Raw genomic sequence first — 11552 nt, 5'->3', positions numbered from 1 at the left:
CTGTGACCAGCGGTTACGGGTGGCCAATGGGGTATGGTGTAATTGGCAACACAGCGGTTTCTGGTACCGCCATTCTAGGTTCGAGTCCTGGTACCCCAGCGAGTCCGGCGATTAGGTCAGTCTTCACGGGCTGAGATATGCTTTCGCTCCGGATTGAGTTCTAGCCCCCGTCGTCTAGCGGCCTAGGACGCCGCCCTCTCACGGCGGTAGCGTGGGTTCGAATCCCATCGGGGGTACAACGTACGAGGTTTCCTACAGGAAACCTATCGACCGTCGACTTTCTCCGACTGACGGGCCGGGATCCGTTCCCACCGTTCTCGTCAAGAGTTCGGCGTACACGTCTCGAAAATCGGTCGTGGTCTTGAGGTCCCCACCGGTGAGGTCCGTCAGGCTCGGTTCGTCCCCGTAGAAGCCGCCCTTGACCGGCCGACCCATGACGAACACCGGTCCCGACGTTCCGTGGTCGGTGCCCTCGGACGCGTTGGCCGCCACCCGCCTGCCGAACTCCGAGTACATCATCACGACCAGATCCTTGCCGTGGACGTTGGTCCGCATGGCCTGAAGGAATGGCGTCAGCGCGTCGTCGACCTTCTGCAACAGCTGCTGCTGGGTTCCCCGCTCGTCGGCGTGGGTGTCGAATCCGCCGAGGGACACCATGTACACCTGCGTCGGCACACCGGCCTTGACGCACTTGGCCACGAGATCCAACTGCATCTTCAGCACGTTGACGTCACCCGGTTGAACGGCAGCCGGCTGGGTACTGCTCGCGAGCGGACGGAACGCCGCAGTCGTCCGGGCATTGGCGCGATAGGACGCGCGTACGCCGCGCATCGCCGCGGTGTCGTTCGGGTCGTCGTCGCGCAATGCGGTCAGGACGCGGCCGAAGTCGGGCGATACCAGCGGGATCGCATCGGAAAGAGTTGCGGCAACGGACTTCTCGCCCATCGCCAGAGGGGGGACCACCACTCCCAGGTTGACCGCGCGCAGCGGGTCGTCGCCGGTGGCGTCGAGCCAGCGTCCGATCCACCCCGTGCTGGCGGGCTCGGCCGGGGAGGCCGTCTGCCAGATGTCCATCGAGCGGAAGTGACTGCGGTCCTGGTTCGGGTACCCCACACCTCGAACGATGGCAAGTGACCGGTCGCGCCAGCTCGAGGCCAACCCGGTCAGCGCTGGATTCAGACCGACGCTGCCGTCGAGGTCGATGACCTCCGACGGCTGGTACGCCAGATCGGCTCGCGCGTCGTAGTAAGCGCCGTCGGTGTAGGGGATGACCGTGCTGACGCCGTCGTTGCCACCGTAAAGCGTGACGATGACCAGGATTCCGGTGTTCGCCGCCAGCGGGCGGTCCTGGGCCGCGTCCATCAGGTGCGGCAAGGTGAACGCGGCAGCGCCGGACAGCCCCAGCGCGCCGACGCCCGCGCTGGCGATCAGGAACTTCCTGCGGTTGATCTCGGGCATCTCCATCTCGCTATGACGTCAGGTATTCGGGGGAGTTGATGGCGGCGGTGACGAGCTTGGCCGGATCGGCGACCAAGTCGGCAAGCGCGGTCCTGGTGCGTGCCGACCATTCGCCGATGCCGATCACGTAGCCGGCCGCGTCGACCCGGTCGCCCGCGGCGGCGTCCTCGACCACCGACAGATCGCCCAACGCGACAAGGCGATTCGCCGCCCACACCCGCGCCGCGGTGCCTGCGGTGGATAGCCAGGCCAGGCCACGCGGCCATCCGTTGACGTCGGGCGGATAGAACAGCCGCTGGCCCATCACGGCCAAGACGGCGTCGAGCTCCGCGAGTACCTGTGCGGAGTCGACGGGAACGGAGAGCGAGCGAACGGTGCCCAGCAGCCATTCGACGGGGGTGTTCACCAGTGTGCCTGCGCGCGCGTCGAATTCCGGGTCGGTCAGGATCGCCTTGGTCAGCGACCTCAGATTCCGCTTCGGACCGTAGGCGGCGACCAGACGGTCGAGGGTCGCGCGCGGTGGCGGGTCGTCGGAGGCGAGCAGCAGCCACAGCTTGTTCGCGATGAAGGGGGCGGACGCAGGCTGGTCGAGGACGATGTCGCAGAAGTCCGCTTCGTTCAGGGTGCCCGTCACTCCGAACACCGTCTTCGACGTCGAATCGTGGTGCTCGGGCTGGATGCCGGTCACGCCGCCGCGGAGGACATAGCGACCGGTGAGTGCCCGCGCTCCCTCGCGAACGTCGACTTCGGTGTAGCCGTTGCCGTGGCCGAGGGTGAAGAGCTCCATGAACTCTCGGGACAGGTTCTCGTTGGGCGCCTCCTTCGTGTTGCGGATGCCGTCCAGCCAGTGGTTCATCGCCTCGTCGGTCAGCATCGCGTACGCCAGGGTGCGGAAGTCACCGAGTTTGAGGGCCCGCAGCGTGGCGTTCTGTTTGGCCATCAGCTCGGCCACCCGGACCTTCTCCGCCGACACCGCGAAGTGGTTGTGCCACAGCAGGGTCAGCTTCTCGTGAAGGGGCTGCTCGACCGCGGCGATACGCCGCATCCACCACGACACCAATTCGCTGGTCTGCGCGAGGCTGACGGCGATGAAGGCGTCGTTCTCGGCGGTGCTCGCACCCGGTGCGGGGAACGTCGGCATCGGCACGGTCGGCATGGGCGTCGCGGCGGCGCCCGGATCGGTGTCGGGATCGAGGTCGAGGACCGCGTCGAGATAGGCCGAACGGTCCTGGCTCACGACCGCATCCACGGCGCGGCCGGTCGTGCCGAAGCCGGTACGTCGCAGCAAGCGGGCAGTGGCGTTCCACTGAGGCGACTGTGTCATTGACGGCACCCCCGTCCGGTGTCAGCCGCAATCATCTGTTCACGCTGCGAACGATAGGCGACAGCCAGCATCGGGGCACGGGAAGGCGGACGCCCAGAGGCCTTTTGCTACAACCGCTTGGTGAGGGCTTCGGAAGCAGCGAGCAGGTCGGCGGCCCAGCGAGCTCCGGGTCGCCGTCCCATCCGGTCGATCGGGCCCGACACGGACACGGCGGCCACCACCGTGCCGCGGGCGTCGCGGACGGGCGCCGACACACTCGCCACGCCGGGCTCGCGCTCCGCCGCGCTCTGCGCCCATCCGCGCTTGCGTACCTCGGTGAGCGTGCGGTCGGTGAACTTGGCCGTCGGTAGCACGGCCTGCTGGGTCGCGGTGTCACCGTAGGCCAGGAGCACCTTCGCCCCCGATCCGGCGGTCATCGGCAGGCGAGTGCCCACCGGCACGGTGTCGCGCAGACCGGCGGGCGGTTCCAGGGCGAACACGCAGACCCGGGACATCCCCTCCCGGCGATACAGTTGCACGCTCTCGCCGGTGATTTCGCGTAGCCGCGGCAGCACGGCGACGCTCGCCGCGAGCAGCGGATCGTCGACCCGCCCGGCCAGTTCGTTGAGTGCGGGACCCAGGCACCATCTGCCGTCGGCATCCCTGGCGAGGAGGCGATGGACCTCGAGGCCCGCGGCCAGACGGTGCGCGGTGGCCCGCGGCAGGCCGGTGCGCTCGCACAGATCGGCCAGGCCGCACGGCGACTCGGCGACGACGTGCAGGACGCCCACCGCTTTGTCGAGCACGCCGATGCCGCTATCGTGTCTCATAGGGAGATACTAGCGTCCCGCATGCTGAGACATAGGAACGAACACGCTCATGACCGACACACCCCGCACCATGGCAGAGAAGGTATGGGCCGACCACGTCGTGGTCACCGGCCAGGGAGAGGGCGAGGCGCGCGAACCCGATCTGATCTACATCGATCTGCACCTCGTTCACGAGGTCACCAGCCCGCAGGCATTCGATGGGCTCCGACTGGCGGGCCGGCCGGTTCGCCGACCGGACTTGACGATCGCCACCGAGGACCACAACGTGCCGACGATCGACATCGACAAGCCGATCGCCGACCCGGTCTCGCGCATTCAGGTCGAGACATTGCGGCGCAACTGCGCCGAATTCGGCGTCCGCCTCTACCCGATGGGCGACGTCGAGCAGGGCATCGTCCACATCATCGGCCCGCAGCTCGGCCTCACCCAACCGGGTATGACGGTGGTCTGCGGCGACAGTCACACCTCGACCCACGGTGCCTTCGGCGCGCTCGCGATGGGAATCGGTACCTCCGAGGTCGAACACGTGCTCGCGACCCAGACGCTTCCGTTGCGGCCCTTCAAGACCATGGCGGTCAACGTCGACGGCGTCCTGCCCGAAGGCACCAGCGCCAAGGACGTCATCCTCGCGGTGATCGCGAAGATCGGGACCGGTGGCGGACAGGGGTACGTCATCGAATATCGCGGCAGCGCCATCGAAGCGCTGTCGATGGAGGGTCGGATGACGATCTGCAACATGAGCATCGAGGCCGGTGCACGCGCGGGGATGGTCGGGCCGGACGAGACCACCTTCGAGTACCTGCGCGGTCGCCCGCATGCTCCCGCCGGGGCCGACTGGGATGCCGCCGTCGACGCCTGGAGTCGGTTGCGCACTGACGAGGGAGCCGAATTCGACACCGAGGTCTATCTCGACGCCGCGACGCTGAGCCCGTTCGTGACCTGGGGGACCAACCCCGGCCAGGGGGTGCCCCTGAGCGCCTCGGTCCCCGACCCGGAACTGATGTTCGACGAGGGGCAGCGTCAGGCGGCCGAGAAGGCGTTGGTCTACATGGACTTAGCGCCCGGCACGGCAATGCGCGACATCGCCATCGACACCGTGTTCGTCGGCTCGTGCACTAACGGTCGTATCGAGGATCTGAGGGTCGTCGCCGAAATCCTGCGCGGCAGGAAGATCGCCGACGGCATGCGGATGCTGGTCGTGCCCGGTTCGATGAAGGTGCGCGCCCAGGCCGAATCCGAAGGCCTCGGTGAGGTCTTCACCGCGGCGGGCGCCGAGTGGCGGCAGGCCGGATGCTCGATGTGCCTCGGGATGAACCCCGACCAGCTCGCGCCGGGGGAGCGGTGCGCCGCGACGTCGAACCGAAACTTCGAGGGACGCCAGGGCAAGGGCGGGCGCACCCACCTCGTCTCGCCCGCGGTGGCCGCCGCGACCGCCGTGCGCGGCACCCTCTCCTCGCCCGCCGACCTGCCCCAGAATCGCTAGGAGACAGCCATGGAGGCCTTTCGCACCCACACCGGGATCGGTGTCCCGTTGCGCCGGTCGAACGTCGACACCGATCAGATCATTCCGGCGGTGTACCTGAAGCGGGTCACCCGAACGGGATTCGAGGACGGTCTGTTCGCGGCGTGGCGCAACGATCCCTCGTTCGTCCTCAACCTCCCGCCGTTCGACCGGGGTTCGGTTCTGGTGGCAGGACCCGACTTCGGCACCGGGTCGTCGCGCGAGCACGCGGTCTGGGCGCTGATGGATTTCGGGTTCCGGGTGGTGATCTCCTCGAGGTTCGCCGACATATTCCGAGGAAATTCGGGTAAGGCCGGTCTCCTCGCCGCCGAAGTCGCCCAAGATGACGTGGAACTTCTATGGAAGTTGATCGAGCAGCAGCCCGGGCTGGAAATCACTGTGAATCTGGAAGATCGAACCCTCACCGCGGGAACGGTCATGTTGCCGTTCAAGATTGACGACTACACCGCGTGGCGACTGCTCGAAGGACTCGACGATATAGGCCTTACGCTGCGCAAACAGGATGAGATCACCGATTTCGAGAAGCGCCGCCCGAGCTGGAAGCCGCGCACTCTGCCGGTCTGACCGCAGTCTCGAAGGGGTCGAAATCGCCCCCAGCAAGCCCAGTTTGGGACCGGCGTACCACCGCCGGTGTGGGGCAACCGGATTGCCGGATTATCAATCAGCTATCCCTGAAATTCGGCGTGGCTCTTGGAAATCAGTGGTGTAAAGGTTTACCGTAGCTTTCAGTTGGCTCAAGGTGGGCCACTGGCTTCGGAGGTTTTGCATGAACAAGGCAGAGCTCATCGACGTCCTCACGGACAAGTTGGGCACCGATCGTCGGCAGGCGACCGCCGCCGTGGAGAACGTCGTCGACACCATCGTGCGTGCCGTCCACAAGGGCGACAGCGTCACCATTACCGGCTTCGGCGTGTTCGAGCAGCGCCGCCGCGCCGCCAGAGTTGCGCGAAACCCGCGCACCGGCGAGACCGTCAAGGTCAAGCCGACGTCCGTCCCGGCATTCCGCCCAGGGGCTCAGTTCAAGGCCGTTGTGTCTGGCGCACAGCGTCTCCCGTCGGAAGGCCCCGCCGTCAAGCGGGGAGCTACGGCTGCGCCGGCGAAGAAGACCGCGGCGAAGAAGGCAGTGAAGAAGGCTGCCACCAAGGCGCCGGCCAAGAAGGCGGCTCCGGCCAAGAAGGCCACCGCCACCAAGGCGGCTCCGGCCAAGAAGGCGGCTCCGGCCAAGAAGGCGGCTCCGGCCAAGAAGACCGCCGCCACCAAGGCTCCGGCCAAGAAGACCGCCGCCACCAAGGCACCGGCCAAGAAGACCGCCGCCACCAAGGCACCGGCCAAGAAGACCGCCGCCACCAAGGCACCGGCCAAGAAGACCGCCGCCGCGAAGGCGCCCGTGAAGAAGGCCGCTGCCAAGGCGCCGGCCAAGAAGGCTGCCGCCACGAAGGCGCCGGCCAAGAAGGCGCCCGCCAAGCGCGGCCGCAAGTAGCAGCACTACCGGAAATAACTCCGGGACAAGGCACGCCGTGGATCCTCGTGATCCGCGGCGTGTCTTCGTGTGATCAGGGGTCGGTGGCCAGCGGACTGCCGATGTGGTCGGCGGCGATCAGCCCGTCTCCCACCAGCGACAGCACCCACGTGCTGCCCTTGCGGTTGCGCGATCTGTCCGGCCGGACACCGTCGCGGTCGCACCACCACGCAATGAGATCCGGAATCACCTTGCCCTGGGAGCAGATCACCGGGGTGCCGTTGGTCGTGGCGATCTCGAGCATGCGCCGCCTGGCTGCACCGTGGCTGTCGGCGTACGCCTCCTCGGTGAGCGCCGGCTCGTCATGGATCGGCACACCCAACTCCTCGGCGAGCGGCTGCACCGTCTGGTGACACCGCACCCTCGGGGCAGCGTGAACGTCGGTGGCACCGAACGCCAGAAGCTGACCGACGAGGGACTCCGCCTGGGCGCGACCGTGTTTGTCCAACGGTCGAGAGCGGTCGTCACCCTTGTACCTGCTCTTGCTGCCCGCGGTCCCGTGCCGTACGACGAGGACCGTCCTGGTGTTGGCGGGTTTCTTGGCGAACCGTCGCAACACCTTACGGTCGTCGGGGTACTGCAACCGTTTTAGCGCGTCGGCGGCGGGCAACCAGACGAGCTCATCGACCTCCTCGTTCGGAACGAACTCGCCGCCCAGCGCCCGTGCCGCCCAATAGCGCACGTGTTTGACGCCGACGTCGAGCGGATAACTGACCGCGACGAGCCGTCGGCCCAACTCCGATGCATAGCCCGTCTCCTCGAGGACCTCGCGGACCGCGGTCACGGGTTCGGTCTCACCGGGGTCGACCTTGCCCTTGGGCAGCGACCAGTCGTCATAGCGGGGTCGGTGCACGACCGCCACCAACGGCTGGGCGCCACCGCTCGAACCGTCTTCGGCGGGCCGCCACAACACGGCGCCGGCGGCGGCGATTACCTTGGCGGCCGCCACTGACGGGGACTTCTTCGTCAACCCCAACTCCTGCAAGTCATTTGAGGACCGAGCATCCGAGGACTGAGCAGTGGCGTCACGGGTGCCGGTGGCGACCCATCATCGACACCTGGTGATCGCGAACGGTCTGGCCCTCGTGCGGCGCCGCGGTCCAATGACCTTCGGGCCCAAGTTCCCAGCATCTGGTCGTCGGGTCCATGGCCGATGTGAACATGTCGTCGAGCTGATCTGACAATCGCGGATCCTTCACCTGTGCCATCACCTCGACGCGACGGTCGAGATTACGATGCATCATGTCGGCGCTGCCGATCCAGAACTCATCGATGGCGCGGAAGTGAACAATGCGCGAATGCTCCAGGAATCGGCCGAGAATCGACCGCACGGTGATGTTCTCGGAGAACCCCGCCACACCTGGCTTCAGCGCACAGATGCCGCGCACCACCACTTCCACGCGCACCCCGGCCTGCGACGCCCGATACAACGCGTCGATCACCTGCTCGTCGACCAACGCGTTGGCCTTCAACCGGATCCGCGCCTCCGCACCGTCCTTGTGGGCGGCGATCTCGCGTTCGATCCGCTCGATGATGCCCCGGCGCACGCCGTACGGCGCCACCAGAAGATTGCGGTAGGACACCTTTCGCGAGTAGCCCGTCAGCGAGTTGAACAGATCCGTGAGGTCCGCTCCGATGTCCGGTGAGGCCGTCAGCAGGCCCACGTCCTCGTACAGCCGCGAGGTCTTGGGGTTGTAGTTGCCCGTTCCGATGTGGCAGTAGCGCCGGATGGTCGATCCCTCGCGGCGCACCACGAGGCATGTCTTGCAGTGCGTCTTGAGTCCGATCAACCCGTACACCACGTGCACGCCGGCTTGTTCCAGGGTGCGGGCCCACTTGATGTTGGCCTGCTCGTCGAACCGCGCCTTGATCTCGACGAGGGCGACGACCTGCTTGCCCGCTTCGGCGGCATCGATGAGCGCGCTGACGATCGGTGAGTCACCCGACGTCCGGTACAGCGTCTGCTTGATGGCAAGCACGTTCGGGTCGGCGGCCGCCTGCTCGATGAACCGCTGCACCGTCGTGGAGAAGGAGTCATACGGATGATGGACGAGGACGTCACCGTCCCGCAGCGTCGCGAAGATGCTCTTGGGGGTCTCCCGCTCGCCGAACGCGGGCGGGGTGAGCGGAACGAAGGGCGGGTCCTTCAGCTCGGGACGGTCCACGCCGTAGATCTGCCACAGGCACGAAAGATCCAGCAGCCCCGGCACCTCGATGACGTCACCGGGATGGACGTCGAGCTCGCGCAGCAGCAGCTCGAGCATGTTCTCGGTCATGTCGTCGGCGACTTCGAGCCGGACCGGAGAACCGAAGCGACGACGCGCGAGCTCGCGCTCGAGCGCCTGGAGCAGATCCTCGTCGCGGTCCTCCTCGACTTCGAAGTCGGCGTTGCGCGTGATGCGGAAGGCGTGGTGTTCGACGATCTCCAGCCCGGGGAAGAGCACCGAGAGGAAGGCGGCGATCAGCTCCTCCATCGGCAGGAAGCGGATGGCGGCGCCGCCGCCGCGCGGGCCCAATTCGACGAACCGGTCCACGTTGTCGGGCACCTTGACGCGGGCGAAGTGCTGCGTGCCGTCCTCGGGCTGCCGCACGGTGACCGCCAGGTTCAGGCTGAGCCCGCTGACGAACGGGAACGGGTGCGCCGGATCGACGGCCAGCGGGGTGAGCACCGGAAACACCTGCTCGTGGAAGTACGTCGAGAGGCGCGACCTCTCGTCATCGTCGAGCTGAGCCCAGGTGACGACGATGATGCCCTCGTCGGCGAGCGCGGGACGCACCGACTCCATGAACTCCTTGGCGTGGCGGCTGGCGAGCTGTTGGGTCCGCTCGCCGATGCGGCGCAACTGCTCGCGCGGTGACAGCCCGTCGGCCGAGCGCACCGACAACCCCATCTCGTCGCGCCGTTTGAGGCCCGCGACGCGCACCATGTAGAACTCGTCGAGGTTCGACGAGAAGATGGCCAGGAACTTGGCCCGCTCCAGGAGCGCCAGCGACGGGTCGGCCGCCAGTGCCAGCACCCTGCCGTTGAAGTCCAGCCAGCTCAGTTCCCGGTTGAGGTACCGGTCATCGGGGAGAGGCTCCGATTGAGAGGGGTCGACGGCGTCCGCGGTCGTGGCGGGGGGCGCCTCGGGCGTGCTGCCGTCCGTCGCCCAGTCCGCATCGGCAGGTCGTGTCTCGGCTTCGGTCACGACCGCAATCATTCACTATGCGGGGCGAGCACGGCTAGCTGCGGCCGACGGCGGACGCCGTCGTCGGTCCGACCCCGAGGCTCAGTGCCAGTGCCAGATCGGCCGGGGTGTCGATGTCGCAGCGCAAGCCCGGCCATGCCGCAGTCAGCTCGATGGCGCCCGAATCCGTGTGGCGCTGCGCCGAATCGGCGCCGAAGCGGGGGTCGAGCGGCACGCCGAACGCGAACAATGCGGAGGTTCCAGTGCCGTGCCGGTCGCTGACGAAGCTGCGGGCGTTGCCGCGTGCCGAGGCGATCGCCCCGGCCAGCTCAGATGGTTGCAGAGCTGGCAGATCGCCCTGCAGCACAACGATGTTCGGCGTCTCGGTGCGGATGGCGGCCTCTGTCACCAGCAGCGCGTTGTTCAGGGGATCGACATGGCCCCGTGGCGTCGGATCGGTGATCACGTGCGCCCCGAGTCGACGGACCGCCGCTGCCGCCGCGTTGTCGGGCGTCACGACGGTGATCTGGCGCACTGCGGCAACGGCCGACGCGGCGCTGATGGTGTCGACCAGCATGGCGAGCACCACGCCGACGCGCGTTCCGGGGGTGAAGGCCGACGCAAGGCGGGTCTTGGCGGCGTCGAGACGCTTGACCGCGATGATCAGCCCGACGTCATCGTGATCCGACGCCCCGTAGGTGCTGCTCATGGCTGCCATCCTGCCAGCAGCGCGAGTCAGGCTAGATTTGTTCCCGTGGTCAAAGCGGCGGTAATGGGTGCTGGTGCGTGGGGTTCGGCGTTGGCCAAGGTACTTGCGGATGCAGGCAACGAGGTCACGCTGTGGGCGCGCCGGCCCGGGCTGGCCGACGAGATCAACGACACCCACCGAAACGCCGAGTACGCCGGCGACGTGGAACTGCCCACGTCGATCCGGGCGACGGGTGACGCCGCGTCCGCCCTCGACGGAGTCTGCACGGTGCTGTTGGCCGTGCCGTCGCAGACGCTGCGCGCCAACTTGGCGCCCTGGCGTGACGCGATCGCGGCCGACGCCACGCTGGTGAGCTTGGCGAAGGGGATCGAGTTGAACACGCTGATGCGCATGAGCCAGGTGATCGTCCAGGTGACCGGGGCCGATCCGTCCCGCATCGCCGTCATCACCGGTCCCAACCTGGCCAGCGAGGTGCTGGCGCAGCAGCCGGCGGCGACGGTCGTCGCCTGCACCGACTCGGGTCGCGCGGTGGCGTTGCAGCGCGCGTTCTCCACCGGATACTTCCGGCCGTACACCAACAGTGACGTCATCGGTGCCGAGATCGGCGGCGCCTGCAAGAACGTCATCGCGCTGGCGACTGGCATGGCGGCCGGCGTCGGCCTGGGGGAGAACACCGCGGCGGCCATCATCACGCGCGGGCTCGCCGAGATCATGCGACTGGGAATCGCCTTGGGAGCCAAGGGCGCCACGCTGGCTGGTCTGGCCGGCGTGGGTGACCTGGTGGCTACCTGTACGTCGCCACGATCGCGAAACCGGGCCTTCGGCGAACGCCTCGGCCGTGGCGCAACCATGGAGTCGGCGCAGCGGGATGCGGGCGGACACGTGGCCGAAGGCGTCACGTCGTGTCAGTCGGTGCTCGCGCTCGCAGAGAGTTATGACGTCGAGATGCCACTGACCGACGCCGTGAACCGGGTGTGCCATAAGGGCTTGTCGGTCGACCAAGCCGTTGCGCTGCTGCTCGGCCGCAGCACGAAGCCGGAGTGA

10 protein-coding genes and 2 tRNA genes are annotated in these 11552 nt (G+C 67.4%); 6 read left to right on the top strand and 6 right to left on the bottom strand.

Going from position 1 to position 11552, the window contains the following annotated elements:
- Positions 1-27: 27 nt before the first annotated feature.
- Positions 28-99 (top strand) — tRNA-Gln (locus tag QUE68_RS18830).
- 64 nt (positions 100-163) lie between these two features.
- Positions 164-236 (top strand) — tRNA-Glu (locus QUE68_RS18825).
- 16 nt (positions 237-252) lie between these two features.
- On the opposite strand, the gene QUE68_RS18820 is transcribed toward QUE68_RS18825, so the two are convergent.
- The 3 genes from QUE68_RS18820 to QUE68_RS18810 all read right to left on the bottom strand — a co-directional run bounded on the left by QUE68_RS18820 (position 253) and on the right by QUE68_RS18810 (position 3591).
- Positions 253-1458 (bottom strand): DUF1501 domain-containing protein, encoded by a 1206-nt coding sequence (locus QUE68_RS18820; RefSeq protein ID WP_286274251.1) that lies wholly within the window; start codon positions 1456-1458, stop codon positions 253-255.
- Between the two features lie 10 nt (positions 1459-1468).
- Positions 1469-2782, bottom strand: coding sequence for a DUF1800 domain-containing protein (locus QUE68_RS18815; protein ID WP_286274250.1), 1314 nt, complete (start codon positions 2780-2782; stop codon positions 1469-1471).
- A gap of 107 nt (positions 2783-2889) precedes the next feature.
- Positions 2890-3591 carry an IclR family transcriptional regulator gene (locus QUE68_RS18810; protein ID WP_284227701.1) on the bottom strand — a complete coding sequence of 234 codons (702 nt, stop codon included), beginning with the start codon at positions 3589-3591 and terminating at the stop codon, positions 2890-2892.
- Positions 3592-3640: 49 nt separating this feature from the next.
- Between QUE68_RS18810 and leuC the strand changes: the two genes are divergently transcribed.
- From leuC to QUE68_RS18795, 3 genes are all read left to right on the top strand, one after another.
- Entirely contained in the window at positions 3641-5074 is a 1434-nt protein-coding gene (gene leuC, locus QUE68_RS18805) for a 3-isopropylmalate dehydratase large subunit (protein ID WP_286274249.1), read from the top strand.
- 9 nt (positions 5075-5083) lie between these two features.
- On the top strand, positions 5084-5677 hold the full coding sequence (gene leuD / locus QUE68_RS18800; protein ID WP_284227699.1) for a 3-isopropylmalate dehydratase small subunit: 594 nt from the start codon (positions 5084-5086) through the stop codon (positions 5675-5677).
- A gap of 202 nt (positions 5678-5879) precedes the next feature.
- Positions 5880-6593 carry an HU family DNA-binding protein gene (locus QUE68_RS18795; protein ID WP_286274248.1) on the top strand — a complete coding sequence of 238 codons (714 nt, stop codon included), beginning with the start codon at positions 5880-5882 and terminating at the stop codon, positions 6591-6593.
- A gap of 73 nt (positions 6594-6666) precedes the next feature.
- Here QUE68_RS18795 and mutT1 read toward each other — a convergent pair whose 3' ends face one another.
- Genes mutT1 through cofC form a run of 3 tightly spaced genes read right to left on the bottom strand, consistent with a single transcriptional unit; the run spans position 6667 to position 10508 of the window.
- The gene (mutT1, locus tag QUE68_RS18790) at positions 6667-7602 is read right to left on the bottom strand and encodes an 8-oxo-(d)GTP phosphatase MutT1 (RefSeq protein ID WP_286274247.1); all 936 of its coding nucleotides are present in this window, start codon (positions 7600-7602) and stop codon (positions 6667-6669) included.
- 55 nt (positions 7603-7657) lie between these two features.
- The gene (locus tag QUE68_RS18785) at positions 7658-9832 is read right to left on the bottom strand and encodes an RNA degradosome polyphosphate kinase (RefSeq protein ID WP_454786281.1); all 2175 of its coding nucleotides are present in this window, start codon (positions 9830-9832) and stop codon (positions 7658-7660) included.
- 22 nt (positions 9833-9854) lie between these two features.
- On the bottom strand, positions 9855-10508 hold the full coding sequence (gene cofC / locus QUE68_RS18780) for a 2-phospho-L-lactate guanylyltransferase (protein WP_286274246.1): 654 nt from the start codon (positions 10506-10508) through the stop codon (positions 9855-9857).
- A 45-nt stretch (positions 10509-10553) separates the two neighbouring features.
- On the opposite strand from cofC, the gene QUE68_RS18775 reads away from it, so the two are divergent.
- Positions 10554-11552: an NAD(P)H-dependent glycerol-3-phosphate dehydrogenase gene (locus QUE68_RS18775; protein ID WP_284227693.1), complete on the top strand. Its 999-nt coding sequence runs from the start codon at positions 10554-10556 to the stop codon at positions 11550-11552.

Source organism: Mycolicibacterium sp. TUM20985, from assembly GCF_030295745.1.
GTDB lineage: Bacteria > Actinomycetota > Actinomycetes > Mycobacteriales > Mycobacteriaceae > Mycobacterium.
Note: the sequence above shows the minus strand (reverse complement) of the source record. Positions and strands in the feature narration are given on the sequence as shown.